General features: G+C 39.6%; 12 protein-coding genes, 1 tRNA gene and 1 pseudogene. 5 read left to right on the top strand and 9 right to left on the bottom strand.

From position 1 onward, the window contains the following. Nucleotides 1-2609 precede the first annotated feature (2609 nt). On the bottom strand, nucleotides 2610-2849 hold the full coding sequence (locus FTT83_RS11440) for a hypothetical protein (RefSeq protein WP_180043307.1): 240 nt from the start codon (nucleotides 2847-2849) through the stop codon (nucleotides 2610-2612). A 234-nt stretch (nucleotides 2850-3083) separates the two neighbouring features. On the opposite strand from FTT83_RS11440, the gene FTT83_RS11435 reads away from it, so the two are divergent. Together FTT83_RS11435 and FTT83_RS11430 are read left to right on the top strand one after the other, a co-directional pair. Next, on the top strand, nucleotides 3084-3365 hold the full coding sequence (locus tag FTT83_RS11435; protein ID WP_180043305.1) for a hypothetical protein: 282 nt from the start codon (nucleotides 3084-3086) through the stop codon (nucleotides 3363-3365). A 25-nt stretch (nucleotides 3366-3390) separates the two neighbouring features. Continuing rightward, nucleotides 3391-4230 carry an SPFH domain-containing protein gene (locus tag FTT83_RS11430; protein WP_180043303.1) on the top strand — a complete coding sequence of 280 codons (840 nt, stop codon included), beginning with the start codon at nucleotides 3391-3393 and terminating at the stop codon, nucleotides 4228-4230. Between the two features lie 25 nt (nucleotides 4231-4255). On the opposite strand, the pseudogene FTT83_RS11425 reads toward FTT83_RS11430, so the two are convergent. The 8 genes and pseudogenes from FTT83_RS11425 to efp form a co-directional block, all read right to left on the bottom strand. Continuing rightward, a pseudogene (locus tag FTT83_RS11425) lies at nucleotides 4256-5261 on the bottom strand (tyrosine-type recombinase/integrase). A gap of 181 nt (nucleotides 5262-5442) precedes the next feature. Continuing rightward, nucleotides 5443-5519 (bottom strand) — tRNA-Val (locus FTT83_RS11420). A gap of 31 nt (nucleotides 5520-5550) precedes the next feature. Next, nucleotides 5551-7560: a DUF3488 and transglutaminase-like domain-containing protein gene (locus FTT83_RS11415; protein WP_180043301.1), complete on the bottom strand. Its 2010-nt coding sequence runs from the start codon at nucleotides 7558-7560 to the stop codon at nucleotides 5551-5553. Nucleotides 7561-7563: 3 nt separating this feature from the next. After that, nucleotides 7564-8469: a DUF58 domain-containing protein gene (locus FTT83_RS11410; protein ID WP_180043313.1), complete on the bottom strand. Its 906-nt coding sequence runs from the start codon at nucleotides 8467-8469 to the stop codon at nucleotides 7564-7566. A gap of 24 nt (nucleotides 8470-8493) precedes the next feature. Next, the gene (locus FTT83_RS11405) at nucleotides 8494-9456 is read right to left on the bottom strand and encodes an AAA family ATPase (protein WP_373423514.1); all 963 of its coding nucleotides are present in this window, start codon (nucleotides 9454-9456) and stop codon (nucleotides 8494-8496) included. Nucleotides 9457-9552: 96 nt separating this feature from the next. After that, a complete protein-coding gene (locus tag FTT83_RS11400) occupies nucleotides 9553-9855 on the bottom strand; it encodes a YbdD/YjiX family protein (RefSeq protein WP_180043297.1) in 303 nt (100 codons plus the stop codon). Next, complete coding sequence (locus FTT83_RS11395) at nucleotides 9852-11957, bottom strand: carbon starvation CstA family protein (protein WP_086195644.1); 2106 nt, start codon at nucleotides 11955-11957, stop codon at nucleotides 9852-9854. The genes FTT83_RS11400 and FTT83_RS11395 overlap by 4 nt, the downstream gene beginning before the upstream one ends. Before the next feature lie 173 nt (nucleotides 11958-12130). Continuing rightward, on the bottom strand, nucleotides 12131-12700 hold the full coding sequence (efp, locus tag FTT83_RS11390; protein WP_086195645.1) for an elongation factor P: 570 nt from the start codon (nucleotides 12698-12700) through the stop codon (nucleotides 12131-12133). Between the two features lie 70 nt (nucleotides 12701-12770). On the opposite strand from efp, the gene epmB reads away from it, so the two are divergent. Genes epmB through FTT83_RS11375 form a run of 3 tightly spaced genes read left to right on the top strand, consistent with a single transcriptional unit; the run spans nucleotide 12771 to nucleotide 17642 of the window. Further along, on the top strand, nucleotides 12771-13787 hold the full coding sequence (epmB, locus tag FTT83_RS11385) for an EF-P beta-lysylation protein EpmB (protein WP_180043295.1): 1017 nt from the start codon (nucleotides 12771-12773) through the stop codon (nucleotides 13785-13787). Between the two features lie 13 nt (nucleotides 13788-13800). Then, nucleotides 13801-15546 carry a GTPase gene (locus FTT83_RS11380; RefSeq protein ID WP_180043294.1) on the top strand — a complete coding sequence of 582 codons (1746 nt, stop codon included), beginning with the start codon at nucleotides 13801-13803 and terminating at the stop codon, nucleotides 15544-15546. Further along, nucleotides 15528-17642, top strand: a complete 2115-nt coding sequence (locus FTT83_RS11375) for an EAL domain-containing protein (protein ID WP_180176622.1) — start codon at nucleotides 15528-15530, stop codon at nucleotides 17640-17642. Before FTT83_RS11380 ends, FTT83_RS11375 begins: the two co-directional genes overlap by 19 nt. Nucleotides 17643-17659: the final 17 nt, after the last annotated feature.

Here is a 17659-nt window from a genome sequence, read left to right as displayed (position 1 = left end):
AAATGGACAATGCCGGTGACAAACTGGGGGCAAACCATCACACAGTTATCGATTTACTTTGAAGGCAGGCTCGATGATATAATTAAACTCTAGCCAATTCGGCTGACACAGAATTTTGAACGCTCTCCCAAATGAGGACACGCCCTAATAAATAATGTACTCGTCCAATCATTTTTGCAGCTAAAGGCATTTCAATCTTGTTTAATATTAGGGATCGCTTGTTCACCAAATTCCTGAATACTCTTCTTTGAATATTTATTATAAAATTTCATTTTCTGATCAGGTGTTAACCCTTTCAATTTACCAGAAATTTTTCAAAGGCTTTGCTAAATAGATGATCATTTACAACTTTCGCACATTTAGCAAAGGAAAGCCCAAGACCCTACAATCCAACTTATTCTAAACTTGATGAAACAACCAATCCCAATACATCAAGATTTTCACCTTTGATATTTTGATCTAATTACTTTCTCAGCCAATGTGCTTACAATGCATTTTTCATTCTTATTAAGTTCTAAAAATTGATTATCTAAAGCATGATAAAAAATGAAAACCGCCTTAACCAATCTCTTTCAAACAATCCCGACACACCTTGATTTCTTTGTCATCAACCGTGTAGTCAACTTCAGTAGCACCATGCAGGCCAAATAAACACATTAAGAATTGGAGCATAATTTTTTCCAAAAAAAAGTCCCATGCGAGGGATGCATAGGACCAAAACCAGAGAAACTACAGCGTTTCAATTTGTTGGCGCATTCTAAATATGTATTTTAAATATATGAATATCAAAAACTACCAAAATTTATAAAAGATGAAATTTTATAAATAAAAACCAGAGTATTTTTATGCCTTAGTTTTTATACATATTCTAGAAAAATAAAAGCCCCAACATATTAATGAAGAGGCTTATATATCGTAATACTTTCGACAAAAGATAAAAATCTTCAATAAAAAAGCCTGCTTAACTCTCCAAAATTAAACAGGCTTAATTGCGCCAATACCTTAGACTTTTTGGAGTTATTATTTGTTTTCAGTGAATATAAGATTAAATTATTTCAGCATTGTGAAAATAAAAAAATATGATTATTAATTTAATTAATCGCATTTTTTTTGATCAGTGATTACTTCACTTCTTTCAAGCAATAACGGCATACCTTAATTTCTTTACCATCAATCGTGTATTCAATTTCAGTCGCATCATGAAGACCAAATAAACGCCTTAAGAAACAATGAAGCATTACTTTTCTCCATGCAAAAAAAAGCCCACACATGGAAAGACGATATGGGCTTATAAACTAAGGATCTTGAAAGACCATTCAGAAACTACAGCAGTTTCTATTGACTATTTTGTACACTATTCAAGTAACATTCAGTGGCGGAATATACCAAAAATTAAAATATTACTAATTTAATCAAAATTTTAGAAAGACTTGATTAATAATATATTAAATATTAAAAAAACCGCTTAATCTGGGGATGTGATTAAGCAGGTGAAGTCTTTGATAACCATTTTATTATTTTTATTAACGCTGTGCTCTCTTGATGTAGTTAAAAATTATCACTCTAAAGCAAATTACAAAGTATAAAAAATATGCATAAATAGTTTCTGTTCGGTTACTTTAAGTTATTTTTGATTTTTGTTAGACAATAATTATTATTAAAATCTAATCTGGGTGCCCTGATATTGCTTACACAAAAAACATTTCTCAGGGCATTAAAAACGCTCACATTGCTGTGAGCGGTTATGGTACTTCTCGTCTTTCCGAGTGTCAGTCGTTTTTCCCAGCTAGGCGATATATAACTTCGTCTAACCTGATAAAAAATTACCCGGTATTTGCTATTTAATCAATCAGTTTATTTCGTAATTTTTTGATAAATATCACGTTTATTTCACAGCTGATCTGATTTTGAATTGATCACCACAGAAGTTCTATGCTGTGATCCATAGCGACTCACAATCACACCCACCTAACATGCATGGTCTGCTTTACTTGCTTTCGTTCTAAGGTTTGTTTGAATTGTCACACCCGTGCGAGGTTTTTACTCTAAAGCATGTTCTGCTAAGCGACACCAAAGCAGGTTTAAGCCACTATGGCTATGAGGTGACGTGAACCGCACTTTCTTAGCTTAGGTATTTTCATGACGTAAATTCCAAAAATTTTGACGTAAATTTAACTGCATTATCGACAAAAAATAGCGATTTTAAAGATAGCACTGTTAATGGTAGACTTTATTCAAGACAACAAAAAAGGGTTTTAAGCTACTGATTTCGCTTAAAACCCTTATAACATAACGTTTAGAATATTGGTGGATATCCTCTACCGAACACATTTTTAAAATTTTGATTTTTATATATTTTTTAATTAAAAAAATTCAGTGATACACGTGGTGATACAAGAAATTGAGCACTGTTCGTCTCGATATCCATGCAAGTTGAGCAACTTCATTCTGAGTTAAGTTTTTATTGAGACGTACACGTTTGAGCCTATCACCTAAGGCCTCAGCAATTGAAACAGGGAAATCATTGCGATGAAATTGCATATCTTTGATGACATTCATAAGACCTTTACAAAGATATGCGATTTCCTTTTGTTGATGCAAATTTGGCGTTACATGTGGTTAAGTACATTAATTTGTACATAATCAGCAAAAAGTAGCTTTAAGTGCAAAATATTACACTTACCACACAGAGTATATACTAAATAATTTTGAAATTTTGTGGCTCCACCTAGAGCTTTAATTGTAAGCGAACCAACATTTAAACCACTTTCGATTTCCTTGCCTGATTTTTTAGCCTGACGACCTGCTTTATCTAGGCCTTCCTTGTAGTTACCGAGTTTAACGACCATATCTAATATCAGACGAGAGGTGGCGTGATGGATATTCTAGAAATTGCAAAAGACTTTACTGAAGACTTGGCACCGCATGTAACCAGTCAAACTGGCACAGTCAAAACAACTTACAGCTGAGCAAGTATCTGCACTTTATTATATCGCTGTTGATTTTTGGATGCGGAATGATGAGCCAAATGTGAATGTGAAATTGCCTTTTGAAGTTTTGCAGAGTTTGCGGGAGATGCCATAATGGGAGTTTTTCAAATCACCGTACATGGTGAAGCACCTCAGCTATTTGTAGGCTCTGAGGTAGGCGGTGCAAAGATCGTATCGATTAAGGATGTAAGCCCTAAATTAGTATCAGCTTCAGAATTGGCTCAACAATATGGCATTAGTGTTGATGTGGTCCGTGATCGATGTGCAGAGATCAATAAAGGTACTCGAGGAAAGTGTCTTTATGATCCAGAACAGGCGAACTTGATTTTAACGGCTAGGCCCTTGGCTAAACGTGGGCGCAGTAGAAAAAATTAATTATTTTTTGATAAAGGGGTAAAACATGGAAAAAAAGCCATATAGGACTGTTGGCATAGTAGCCACAATCATCGTCGCAATTATTCTGGCTTTAATTATTATACCTGCAAGCTTTACGCGCATCACTGATGCAGATGTTGGTATTCGTCAAACGTTCAGCGGTGAAATTGAAGATACCGTACTGGGGCAAGGATTACATCAAACCGTGGTCGGTGATGTAATCAAAGTATCAAAGCGAAATCTTGTACTTAATGTTGAATCTCAACCAATTGTAGTCGAAAAGATTCCAATGCAAGAGTTTCAATTAAAAGTGAATTACGGGATTGTGCCATCAAATGCTGCAATCGCGTATAAGACTGAAAAAGCACAGCACATTATTACAGATGATGGTGATGTATATTTACTAGGTCAGTATGTGCAGTACGTTGCAAACTCGGCAATCAATGATGTTGTGAGCAAATATAAAGCTTTAGCTGTAAATGACAATCGAGCGCTCATAGAGACTGAAATAAAGAACAGTATTAATACTAAATTAAAAGCTCAAGGCAAAGATAAATTTGTCAAAGTTAATGAAATTAATATTTTAAAAGTTTCACCACCTAAATCTATTTTAGATTCATCATTAGCAATTGTTAATTCTCAAAATGCTTTAAAGACAAAGCAAAATGAATTAGAAACTGCACGTGTTGAAACTGAAATCAAAAAAGTTTTAGCAGAAAATGCATCTGAAAAATATGTAGATCTACTACGTGCAGAAGCCGAAAAAACTAAAGCTGAAGCATTGCTCAAAGCTGCTGAAAAAGGAACACTGAATACTATGGTAATTGTTCCAGACAAATTCACTGGTGTAGGTCAATTAAAATAATGAAAAGCCCTCTTATGAGGGCTTTTTAAGCGTCCATCATATCTCCAATATCTTCAACATCCGGGTTGTAATAAGTATTCACTAAAACTTTAATATTTTTATGCCCCGTCACCTTAGCCAGCACTTCTACCGGTAATTTTTGGTTATTCACGAACCGAGTAATCGCTTCATGGCGTGTGTCATGGAATGTATGTCGATAAGCCCTACTTTCGCTTTACGGCGCTCCCACATCAATCTGAAGGCATTCTCATTCTGGGGAATCAACTTATATCACCATCATGATCAATTAGGTCCAGTAAAGCTAAAGCCTTTTTCGTCAGTGGCACATTACGTGCATCGCCGTTTTTGGTTTTTGGCAAATGCACATGCCGGTCGTAAATTTCTGACATTTTAATGCCAAGGATTTCACCGCGGCGCATCGCCGTTTCCAAGGCAAATAAAAATGCCCAGGCAACATAATGCTCTGCCAATGTTGGCACCTGCCCTTGCTGGTAACCTAAACCTTCAAGAATAAGATCAATTTCATCATCACGAATACGGCGATTACGGGCTTTAGGCTTTGCCGGTTTCTTAATCCCCATCCACGGGTTAGTCTCAAGTAGGAATAGCTCTTTTACGGCGTAGCTAAATACAGATGAGTAAAGCGCGATTTCGTGTAGCACTGTATTAGCTCCAACCTGTTTTAAACGTTGATTTCTCCAGGCGGTTAAATGCTTTGGTGTGATGTCATGAATAGACATATCTGCCAGTGCACCAAATTTCTCATCAAAAGGACCTAATTGTTCTTTAACATACTTGGATCCTCGAAGCTTTCGCCCATGCTCATCATAATACTTATGAAAAAGTGTCTTGAATGGGTAATGCTGTTTTATACCCTGGTCTTCCGCAAGCTTATTAGCTTTTGCCTCAAGTAATTTTTGCGCGGCCCATTGCTCGCATTCTTTTACGGTATCTCTGGTTGCTGAATATGTTTTTCCAGCAATCATTATTTTAATTCTATAGCTTTCACCGCGCTTGATCGGTTTGGGCATTTTCAGGGTCTATAACTCTATATTCTTGGTCTAATCTTGGTCTAAATTTAACGGCATTATCGGCAAAAAATAGCGATTTTAAAGATAGTGCTGTTAAGGGTAGACTTTATTTAAGACAACAAAAAAGGGTTTTAAACTACTGATTTCGCTTAAAACCCTTATAACATAACGTTTAGAATATTGGTAGGTATAAGCAGACTCGAACTGCTGACCTCTACGATGTCAACGTAGCGCTCTAACCAACTGAGCTATACACCTAAGTGCTGTGAATCATATTCACTTTTATTTTTTAAGACAAGTGCTTTCTATTATTTTTTAAAGTATTTGCACATGTTTTAAGCATTTTTCTAAATTGCTTTATTTGCTGGTGATTTTGCATTAAAGAATAGTGCTGTTGCTGATAATGCTGTGCTGTTTGAGTAAATATCTGTTGCTGATCCTGTTCTGCCCGTTCAGCCAAACGAAGCATCCAGCTATAAAAAGTTTCTGCAGGCTGCTTGCGCAAGTTGAATTCCAATTGTTTAGAAAATTGTTGAATGGCACGCTCATAAGCTGAAACCGACCGACTGCTTCGATAAAAAATCCAGATAAAATAAACCGCCACCACCAGCAGAATACTCAATAACATGATGATACTGCTGGCATAAGCATTTTTAATACCCAGCGTGGACAACCAGCCTTGCTGCTTTTCGGCATCATAGCCCACCACCTTGCTTTGCCATTGATAACTCGCATAATCACTCCAGATTCTCAGGTTTTTCATCACTGCAAACTGGCGATATCTCCATTTCTGTTCTTTATTGCCCAAAATACTGCGATCACTTTCAATATAATTTTGCATTCCCCCATCTATGCGTTGTGGCGCGATAATCGCTGTAGGATCGATTCTTTGCCATTTTCCATGCAATAAAACTTCGGTCCATGCATGTGCATCGAGCTGTCGCACCTCCCAGCTGGCTCGATCAGGGGCAAGTTGTCCACCCTGATAACCCACTACTACACGTGCAGGTATGCCGACATAACGCATAAGCAAAGCAAAACTTGAGGCATAATGTTCGCAAAAACCACGACGTGATTGAAACAGAAATTCATCTATCCGGTTTTCTCCCAGCAAGCCGGGATTCAAGGTGTAAGCAAAACCATTATTTTTATACCACTGCAAAATATTGCTGACATAACGTTCAGGTTGCTGTCCACTCCGCTTGAACATCTCAAATGCAAACTGGCGTGATTGCTCATCCAAGTGCTCTGGAATTTTGGTATTGATCTGTTGCAAAAATCCTGTTTTATATAAAGTCTGTTCTTGCGACTGAGCATTGCCCAGCCATCGCAATACAATCGGCTGATTCTGCAAAATTTGTCGTACCGGCGTAATACGGCCATCCTGTTTTAACTGATAGTTCTGTTGTAATGGTCGCGATTGTTCTAGTCCCATCACCCACATCACATGAGGATCAGCAGCTAAATACTGATAATTAAAACTGTATTTTCCGTTCTTTAGATTTTGAATTGCGACCGGTTTTTCATTGACAAAACTGCTGGTCCAGGTTTTACCGTCATACTGGTCTAAAACCATCGCTCGCCAATATAAATCATTGCGGTCTGGTAATTGATTCATATCGCCAATAATTCGAAATGCCAGACTGCTTGACTGCGATAACTCGGCAATATCCCCTGGTGACATGCTGTCACTCATCCCAGTGACACTTTTTTGTACCGGGATCGGAATCGCCCAAAGTGGTGGCAAGCGCGGGAAAAACACAAACAGTAGGATAAAAAAAGGCAAAGCCAGAATCAGGAATTTAGCCACATGTTTGGCATCACTTTGCCATGCACCGGATGAATTTTGCAATTGTCTAAATTCATGGGTCTGTAAACGGTACAGGCCGATCAGGCAACTGAGTAAACAGAGCAGCACCATCAGTGCCATCCAGATGGACTGGCTAAATAAAAATGAACTGGCACTAACAAACATGGCAAAATTAAACAGGATAATGACATCACGTTTATTCTTGCTTTCCAGCGCCTTAGCAAATAAAAAAGTAGATAAAACGGCAACGCCAGCTTCTATACCAATAAAAGTTTGATAGTTAAAATAAATTGCAGCCAAAGCAACTAAAGTCAGCACAAAGGTCCACACTCTGGATAAAGCCTTGGACTGATCTTTTAAGCTATAAAATAAAAAAAAGATAATTAGGGCAAAAATAAGGCTCAATACCAGCGGATTAAAAATAACCTGTGCCATCAGTATCAATAACAGGGTCATCAGTATCGAGGTTCTGATCTGTGTATCAATCATGATTTAAGCCTGCGCCAAAAGTTTTTTGGCCTGTAATAACTGGCTGTTACCCAAACCTGCAGCCAGTTCAGCTTGCGGTAAAAAAACTGCATATGCACACTGCATTTGCTCACATTGTTCAATTAAGCCCATCATGAGGCTCAGTTTTTCTTCATGCTGAGTACTCGGCATATTGTGATAATGAATTTCAATATTCGGCTGCTCATTGTGCTGTTCAAATACCTTGATATATAAACCTTGTCCACGTGCTGCCTGCTTCCATGACACCGCTTGCAAGCTATCTCCAGCCTTGAAATTACGCAGTTCACGGAATTCATCCATATCCGGCTCAAAACTGTGCTGATGCTGCTTGTTTTCTGCAGGATAAAAAGCCGCTTTAGGGGCCACCCATGAATATTCTTTCAAGTAAAAATAGGTCCAGGCCCGCACCAGCCCAAAAGGATAAACTGAATAGACCTGAAGGGTTGGATAATCAAACCTCCCTCTTTTTTCAGTAAAAAATGACAAGGTCATGTTTTGCTTCAATTCTGAAATGAATATTTTTTCCAAATGCTGGCTAGTTTTAACCCACAAATAACGCGGCTGCTTTTGCGCTTGCTGAAAATGGAGTTGCAAATCCAGTTGATGGCCCACCTGCCCAACTTCATTGACTGAAACCTCAAGCTTGAGCCCATGCAGCTGCTTAAAAGTTAAATAAAAGCTGATACATAAAATGGCACTGACCAGAAAGCAAAAACCCAGAATCAGGTTGTTGGCATAATTTACCCCGGCAATAAACGTCAGCAAAATCAACACCAGATACAGGTATCCCTGCTGATAGATAAAAATCAGAATGTCTTTTTGCGAGAGCTGTTTGATTTTTTTAAACTGGAAGCGTTTCGCTAACCATTTGTGCCACGGCTGGGTCAAAAGTGTAGTCAAGTCAATCACCCTTTAGCTGATCTGGACTTGCTGCATCAGCTGCAAGGTTTCTGCTTCGCTTAGGCCAATACGATGCGACACCACGGCAGCAAACACCGCTTGCACATCATCTGGAGTCACATAACTACGCTGTTCAATAAAGGCGTGCGCCTGAGCTGCTTTTTTCAAGGCTAATAATCCGCGGGTCGATAAACCATGCGGGCTTTTACGGGTCTCAGCAGCCAGATCCAGTAGATAATCCAGCACTGCATCGACAATATAAACTTGCGTCACTAGCTGCTGAATTGTCAAAATTTCCTCTTCATTAAAGACGTGTTGCAAGGTTGAAATCAAGGCATAGCGGGAATCTTGCTGTAATAGCAGTTTTTCTGCAGAACGTGATGGATAGCCTAGTGACAAACGCATCAAAAAACGGTCGAGCTGCGATTCGGGCAGACTATAAGTTCCACTCTGAAACAACGGATTTTGCGTAGCGATGACCCAAAAAGGTCGCGGTAAATCATAACGTACCCCATCTACCGTCACCTGGCCTTCTTCCATCGCTTCCAGCAAAGCACTTTGCGTTTTTGGACTACAGCGGTTAATTTCATCAGCCAGCAAAATTTGGGTAAAAATAGGTCCCTGCTTGAACTCAAACTGATGCTCTTTCTGGTTAAACATGTTCACCCCAATCACATCACTGGCAAGCATGTCATTGGTAAACTGAATACGCTGGAACTTCAATCCGGCAATATGCGACAAGGCACTGGACAAGGTGGTTTTACCCAGCCCCGGCAAATCTTCAAACAGCACATGTCCACCGGATAGCAAACAACATAAAGCCAGTTTGGTTTGCTGCTCTTTATCCAAAATAATCCGATTGATTTGAGTCAGGAATGCCTGAATTTTTTCAGCAAAAAATTCTACCTGAAAATTCAGCTCTTGTTGTGCTAGCGTGAGTTCCTGTTTTTGAACTTTATTCATACCCCAAATCACACTCTTTCCCCAATAAAAAACGGTGCATGATTAACATACACCGTTTTGTTGTTTTTCCAAATAAATCAGAAGATTTCAGACAAACATATCTTCAGGCTAGCAGGGACATTTTTTCATTCCACCGCCTGCGCTTGGATAACGTGAATCCACACAGTGACGGTAAAATGTTTTGGCATCCATGGGGGTTAAATCGGCATGATGTTTTGCCATATGCGCCAAATAGGTCTGATAGTCCGGCACCCCCACCATCAGGCGAAAGCTTTGCTGCAGGCGTTGCCAAATGAGCTGAATGGTTTTAATGCCATTTAGCATCAAAAACTGTTTTGGTTGAGCCAATACCGTAAACTTGATAATTTTGCCCAGTGCCAGTTTTTGACGAATTTGATCTTTTAGACTCATTTCACCTCTCCTGCCACTTCATTTGAGCTAATCTCATCACTGTAAATGGCTTCAGATTCATGCACAGTCGGATTTGGATTTGCCAATGCGCGGCGAATGACACCAATCGCAGCAAACAGCATCACCACCGCCACAATCATGAAGAAACCGCACAGTACTGCATTAATCTGATTGGAGAACACAATCGTTTGCATTTCAGCAATGTCTTTGGCTGGCTTTAAGATTTCTCCACGAGCAATGGCATCAGAGAAACGGTTGGCCTGTGCCAGAAAACCAATTTTCGGATTTTCATGGAAGATTTTTTGCCAGCCAGCAGTCATACAGGTAATGAACAGGAAAATGGTGGGAACAATCGTGATCCAAACATATTTTTCTTTCTTCATTTTGAACAGAATGACTGTGCCTAAAATCAGTGCCATAGCCGCCAGCATTTGGTTACCAATACCGAATAGTGGCCATAAGCTGTTAATTCCACCGAGCGGATCAATCACACCTTGATAAACGAAGAAACCCCAGCCTGCAACAGCGACTGCGGTACCCAACAAATTACCAAAGAAATTGTGCGATTGTTTCACCGCAGGAATTACAATACCGACAGTATCCTGAACCATGAAACGGCAAGCACGTGTACCGGCATCTACCGCTGTTAAAATAAACAATGCTTCAAACAGGATGGCAAAGTGATACCAGAACGCCATCATGGAACGGTTATTGAAAATTTCCGTAATAATGTGCGCCATACCAATGGCAAATGTTGGGGCACCACCGGTACGCGATAGAATTGAACTCTCACCCACTTCCTGAGCAAGCAGAGTCAAGGCTTCAGGTGTCACCACAAAGCCTAAAGTACGTACCGCTTCTGCCGCACTTTCCACCGTTGTACCGAGGACCGCAGCAGGTGCGTTAATTGCGAAATATACACCAGGCTCAAGAATGGTGGCGCAAATCATTGCCATAACCGCAACAAACGATTCCATCAACATGCCGCCATAACCGATCACACGAATATCCACTTCGTTATTAACCAGTTTAGGTGTCGTACCTGAAGAAACCAGGGCATGGAAACCGGAAATGGCACCGCAGGCAATGGTAATGAACAGGAACGGGAACATCGAACCGGCAAAGACAGGACCTGTACCATCCACGAAATGCGTTACCGCCGGCATTTTCATTTCAGGCAATGCCACCATAATGCCCACGGCCAGACCGGCAATCACGCCAATCTTCAAGAAGGTAGACAAGTAATCACGTGGCGCGAGCAGCAACCAGACCGGTAATGCAGAAGCAATGAAACCATAAGTGATCAGACACCAGGTCAACTGCGTACCTGAAAGGGTAAAGATGGGCCCCCAGTACGGATCAGCTGCCACATTACCGCCATAGACAATCGCCAGCATCATCAGCACAAAACCGATGATTGAAACCTCGGCAATTTTTCCCGGACGGATATAACGCATATATACGCCCATAAACAAGGCGATTGGAATAGTGGCTGAAATGGTGAATACACCCCATGGACTGTTGGTTAGGGCTTTTACCACCACCAAGGCAAGCACAGCAAGAATAATGATCATGACGCCTAATGCACCCAGCATCACAATGATACCGGCAAAAGAACCAAGCTCCTGCTTTGCCATTTCACCCAGTGATCGTCCATCACGGCGGGTCGAAATAAACAGGACTAAAAAATCCTGCACAGCGCCTGCAAGTACAACACCGACCAGCAACCAGATGGTTCCTGGCAGGTAGCCCATTTGTGCCGCAAGAATTGGTCCGACTAAAGGCCCGGCACCGGCAATGGCTGCAAAGTGGTGTCCAAACAAGACATATTTATTGGTCGGCACATAATCCAGACCATCTGCCAGACGATGAGCGGGGGTTAAACGTCTGGCATTGAGTTCAAAAACTTTATTGGCAATAAATAAGCTATAGAAGCGATAAGCGATGCTATAGACACAGATGGCAGCTAAAACCAGCCAAACTGCATTGACATGCTCACCTCTGCTGATTGCAAGTATCCCAAAGGACACCGCACCTAGAACTGCCACCAGAAGCCACACTATTTTGGAAGTTATTGATAACTTCGGTTGAATCGTTTCCATGTAAAGCCCTCATATCTAATGCATAAATCAGCCTTCATTTTTTATTGTTCGGTATACTGCTGTTTTTTCCCTTGCGACTGTACTCCTCATATTTTGCTTTTCATCTAATACTTTGGCATAAAAAAAGGGATGATTTTGATCATCCCTTTCGATAATAGTCTATTTTAAAACCATTATGCACGTTCTAAATAGTCACCCGTACGAGTATCTACACGAACACTTTCTTCTTGCTGTACGAATAATGGTACACGAACAACAGCACCAGTTTCGAGTTTAGCCGGTTTGCCGCCGCCGCCAGAAGTATCGCCACGTACGCCTGGATCAGTTTCCACGATTTTCAATACGACGAAGTTTGGTGCACTTACTGTCAATGGAACGCCATTGAATAACATAATGGTACAAAGTTCGTTAGAATCGTCTTTTAACCATTTTGCAGCATCACCCATTGCAGTTTTGTCTGCAGTAATCTGTTCAAAAGTTTCAGGATCCATGAAGTTCCACATTTCACCATCGTTGTACAAGTAGTTCATTTCTACTTCCACGATGTCCGCTGCTTCTAAAGAGTCACCCGATTTAAAAGTTTTTTCTAAAACTTTACCTGTTTTAAGGTTACGAAGTTTTACACGGTTGAATGCTTGACCTTTACCAGGTTTTACATATTCATTTTCCATGATTGAACATGGGTTGCCGTCAAGCATTACTTTAAGGCCTTGCTTAAAGTCATTTGTAGAATAATTGGCCATGAAAGGCTCGCTCCAAACTTACTAACTTAAATCTATTAATGCTAGACTAGCATTATTTTTAACATCTGGCATGATAAACTATTTGTATCAAGAGCAAAACTGGCAATCTCAACTGAGTGACCTGATTACGGACCCTTTAGAGTTGCTTGAAACACTTCAGCTCTCGCCTGATCAATTATTATCAGGGGCAATCCTAGCTTCTGAAAAGTTTAAGTTGCGTGTTCCCCGTGCGTTCGTCGGAAAAATGAGCATTGGCAACCCGCTTGACCCTCTGCTGTTACAAGTATTACCCCATCATCTGGAACTTGAAGATCATCCTGGTTTTGTAACCGATCCTTTAGGTGAGGAACAGGCGAATCAACAGCCAGGCGTATTACATAAATATAAATCGCGTTTTTTACTCACCTTAACTGGGGCATGTGCAGTTCATTGTCGTTACTGTTTCCGCCGTCATTTTCCCTACCAGGAAAACCTGCCAAAAAATGAAGATTGGTTAAATATTAAACAATATATTCAAAATCAACCAGATATAAACGAAGTTATTTTGAGCGGTGGCGACCCGCTTACCCTGTCAAATCGAAAACTTGCCCTGTGGATTGAACGTCTTGAGTCCATGCCGCAAATTAAATTTTTGAGAATTCATTCACGGGTTCCGATCGTAATCCCCAACCGTGTCGATGAAGAGCTGATTTCCTTATTAAAAAACAGTAGGCTGCGCATTATTCTAGTGGTACACTCAAATCATGCCGCTGAGCTGGACGAGTTTACCTGTTCCAAACTTTCAGCGTTGGTTCAACATCAAATTACCGTGCTGAATCAGGCAGTTTTATTAAAAGGGGTTAATAATTCTGCGCAGCTGTTAGTGGATTTAAGTTATCGCCTGTTTGAAGCGGGCGTGATGCCATACTATTTACACGTATTAGACAAAGTAAAAGGTGCCCATCATTTTGACTTAAGTCCTGAAGAAATTAATCTGATATATAAAGAGGTTTTAGAGAACCTGCCGGGATATTTGGTTCCTAAACTCGTTAGGGAAATAGCGGGCGAAAAAAATAAAACACCGCTTTTTGGGGTTTCAACTTTTTGAGTTAATAATAACGATGCTTATGAGTAATTCAGATATCTTCCAAACACCAACAGAGTTAAAGTTGGAAAAATTAAGCTTCTGCCCAACCAATGCAAAAGGCTTACAAGACTGGGTATGCAATTTATCCATTCTTCAATTGGGGAATTCGTCCAAAGAACTTTTCAATGCCTTGCTGGAAATATCAGAACTTAAATGTCCGGAAATGTTGCGTTTTGACTTGATTCAAATCCTGCATCCTACCCTGGATAATGTTTTAGGCAGCCTGGAAAAGCATTTTTTCAATCAGGGGCTGATGAGCAATGACCGCAGCGACCAGATCATTGAGCTAGCGATGCTGCTACGTAGTCATTTTGCCAAAATTTATATCGATATTTCAAAACGCTGCAACACCCAGCTCAGTATGCAAAAGTTTTCTCTATTTGCATTCAATCAAAAGAAGAGTTTGCAAACGGCCAGAATTGTGTCTACTTATTATGCTTTGCAGCAATTGTCTTTATTGCTTTATCAACAACATTTGCTCTATAGCACGCCTTTATTTGGACAATGGTTAATTGCACATCAGCTGATTGAATGTGCAATTAAAAATAATTTTTATCAAACCAATATCAATCAGATTTTAGACACGCAGCATCCTTTACAAACCGTTGCTCAGGCTTATTCACAACTGGTATTGCTGGAAATTCTGAATACCCATCAAATTCGGCCTTCTGAAATGCAAGGCTTATATTTATGCAGTTTTGACTGGGCCAAACTGGTTCATGTCTTACCCAAAGAAACCTCGCTTTCTCGCTATATTGTCGATATCAATAAAGACTATCCACCTGTTTTTAATATCAATCAGGCCAGTCTTTACAAACCGACTATCTATATTTCAACACAAAATTTATTAGATCATCTGTCTGAAACCCAAACCAAAAAGTCTGGTTACTTATCACGTAATGAAAAGCTATTTTTAACCCCGGCCCTGCACTTTCATATTCACAATCTGCTTACCAGCAATACAGAACGCCGTCATGAACGTTATGAATATTCTGCACAATTACAAATCTGTTTTAGTCTTTCGGTGGCACACTTTTACCTCTCTAAGGGCAAAAACTTTCATGAAACTCTGGAATTAGATACCAATTATCAATTCCATAATGAAAGCAGCTTTATTAATTCGATGAATTCGAATATCCCAGCTGAAATGACTACAGCAAAAACTTTGGATCGTGAAACCAAACAGATTTATTCCGCAGAAGTTCTGGACATCAGTGTCAATGGTTACAGAATTAAATGGAATGGCTCTGCACCTTCGAATTTGAAAACTGGCGAATTTATTTTAATTCAGGAAAATACTCATAGTCCTTGGCGTGGCGGTGTGATCCGCTGGATCAAGCAGTCAACAGCCAAAAGCCTGGAACTGGGACTAGAAGTCTTGGCACAAGATTTATTCCCTTGTGCTGTCATGATCAAAACAGATCGTCATAGCAATAATTACCAACCTGCCCTAATCGTTCAGTCTAGCCAAGTTGATGAGGTATCCACCAGCCTGATCGTGTCTGGTTCACATATGTTTAGGGAAAAACAAACTATTCATTTACGCCTGGGACGAGAAGAAATAAAAATTTATCTCACCAAAGCACAAATCATTACACAAAGTTTTATCCGTTTTGAGTTCGAATTACTGAATGAGCAACAAGAAAACCTGATCAACAACTTTATTAATAAGCAAACGAATGAAGTCAAGAATCACGATTTATGGGAAGCATTAAAGTGAGAAATCCATTATTGTCTAAAAAGTTAAAACGTACTGAAACACGTTTACTCATTATCGATGATAATCAAATACGTTTTAACCAAATTCGTGACCTTTTAACATCCAGTGAACATTTAGTACATGCAACCTTGCTGGATGATTTACAAAACTTTGAAAAGCAATTACATCACACTTGGGATCTGGTTATTTTTGGTCGTGCTTATGACTTAAAATATGAACAGGCGTTAAGCTTAATCCGCCTATCCAAGCAACCAAACCTTCCAATGATCCTGCTCAAACCTGATGATTATCAGGCCGATCAATACGCAGGTTATATTCGTAAAGGGATTTATGACATTCTTAATCTGGATTATCCAGATCGTTTTTATATTGGTCTTTTACGTGCCCTTTCACTCAGTCGTTTGCTGCTGACACAACAACATTTAATGGAAGAGCTAGAAACAGCTCAAACCCAGGCCCAGTCTTTAGTTCAAGAGAGCAACAAAGCGATTGCACTGATTCAGGAAGGTATTCATGTCCAGGCAAACCCTGAATATTTAGCACTTTTTGGACTTAATAATGAAGATCAGATTGTTGGACTTCCCTTACTCGACCTACTTCAGCCTAAAGATTTAAATGATTTTAAGTTACGTTTTAAAAAAATTTCACAAGGTCAGTTTGATTTAGGGCGTTTTGAAATCAACAGCTTAAATCATCAAATATCTGTTCCAAACCCGCTTAAAGTTGAGTTTTTACCTTCTACGAATGAAGAAGATGCCGTACAAATTACGATTGATATTGAATCTTCACCATCAGTTCAGCCTACATCTACAACAGCCGATGCTCCAAAGTCCAATACCTATCAGCTGATTAATCGTACCATCACTCAACAACCTTCAGATATTAATGCCCTCGTGGTATTTTCCCTGGCTTCTTGTCCTGATAATATTTTTAAAGAGGAGTGGGATACACTCAAAAATTATTCCACTAATATCAAGGATTTTTTAAAGGAGCAAACTCATGCTCCATTATTTCAAACAAGTTTTGGTATTTATGTGGGCTTGTTCCAAGCCGAATCTAAAGCCAAATTAGAGTCCAAACTTATCGGTTTAAGTTCATTAACTAAACCGCAATTATTGTCCATTGATCACACATCCTATCCGCTGAATCTCAGAATTGGCTATACACTGCTCGATACTGAAATACGTGATGAAAAACATTTTGAACAATTTATTGCTACAGCTTACAAGACTGCTTTACCGAAAAATCAGCCGACTCCTGCACTTGAATTAGAAACACCGTTAAACATTCCAAGCATTGAGCTACAGCAACCCGAAATTAAGGCAGTACCTAGTTCACCTGAAGCAGCCCTACTCAGAGCCTTGCAACAAAGCTTAGATCGCGGTGAAATTCACCTTAAATATCAACAGCTCTACGATAAGCAAGACACTAATTTATATACTTATGAAGTCACTAGCGGTTTTATTTATGAAAATGCCTGGAAAGATCTGGCTGGCTTAAGAGAACTTGCAGACGATCCTGAGTTATCCATTAAACTGGATCGCTGGATATTAGTGGAATCATGTAAACAACTGCATAATTTCATTACTCAATATCCTGAAGCAAAATTGATTGTGAATTTGAATAAAGCGGTACTATTATACGACCGAAGCTTCCCTGAATTCATTTCCAAACTCATTACCATTGTTCGCAGTAAACTGAAGCATCCATTAGTTTTACAATTTTCAGAAGAAGATATTAGTCAAAATATCTCAGATACTCAAAAGTATATTGCCCAGTTACGTCAATTTGGCGCTGAAGTTTCCCTCAGAGACTTTGGTAATAGCATTTATAGCGAGTCTATGTTACGTCAACTTGATGTAAATTGTTTAACTTTACATCAGAATTTGACCAAAATGCTGCAAACAGAAAAATCGACGCAAGAATTACAGGAAAAGCTGAGTGCCTTCCAGGAAATTAAAGCTAGCGAAATCATGCTGCGCGATCTCAATGACATGACTCTGTTTGCAAACGCATGGAACGTGGATGCTCGTTTTATTCAGGGCGATTATTTCCAGAAAAAACTGGATCATTTGATTGATGTACAAGACCAATAGGTCTTGTACAAGGTCTG

It is taken from the genome of Acinetobacter sp. YH01018 (assembly GCF_013420295.1).
Taxonomy (GTDB): domain Bacteria; phylum Pseudomonadota; class Gammaproteobacteria; order Pseudomonadales; family Moraxellaceae; genus Acinetobacter.
Note: the sequence above shows the minus strand (reverse complement) of the source record. Positions and strands in the feature narration are given on the sequence as shown.

Excerpts from the sequence above, each read along its gene's own strand:
- FTT83_RS11440 (WP_180043307.1), bottom strand. The coding sequence starts at position 2,849 with ATGGTCGTTAAACTCGGTAACTACAAGGAAGGCCTAGATAAAGCAGGT.
- FTT83_RS11435 (WP_180043305.1), top strand. The coding sequence starts at position 3,084 with ATGGGAGTTTTTCAAATCACCGTACATGGTGAAGCACCTCAGCTATTT.
- FTT83_RS11430 (WP_180043303.1), top strand. The coding sequence starts at position 3,391 with ATGGAAAAAAAGCCATATAGGACTGTTGGCATAGTAGCCACAATCATC.
- FTT83_RS11415 (WP_180043301.1), bottom strand. The coding sequence starts at position 7,560 with ATGATTGATACACAGATCAGAACCTCGATACTGATGACCCTGTTATTG.
- FTT83_RS11400 (WP_180043297.1), bottom strand. The coding sequence starts at position 9,855 with ATGAGTCTAAAAGATCAAATTCGTCAAAAACTGGCACTGGGCAAAATT.
- FTT83_RS11395 (WP_086195644.1), bottom strand. The coding sequence starts at position 11,957 with ATGGAAACGATTCAACCGAAGTTATCAATAACTTCCAAAATAGTGTGG.
- efp (WP_086195645.1), bottom strand. The coding sequence starts at position 12,700 with ATGGCCAATTATTCTACAAATGACTTTAAGCAAGGCCTTAAAGTAATG.
- epmB (WP_180043295.1), top strand. The coding sequence starts at position 12,771 with ATGATAAACTATTTGTATCAAGAGCAAAACTGGCAATCTCAACTGAGT.
- FTT83_RS11380 (WP_180043294.1), top strand. The coding sequence starts at position 13,801 with ATGCTTATGAGTAATTCAGATATCTTCCAAACACCAACAGAGTTAAAG.
- FTT83_RS11375 (WP_180176622.1), top strand. The coding sequence starts at position 15,528 with ATGGGAAGCATTAAAGTGAGAAATCCATTATTGTCTAAAAAGTTAAAA.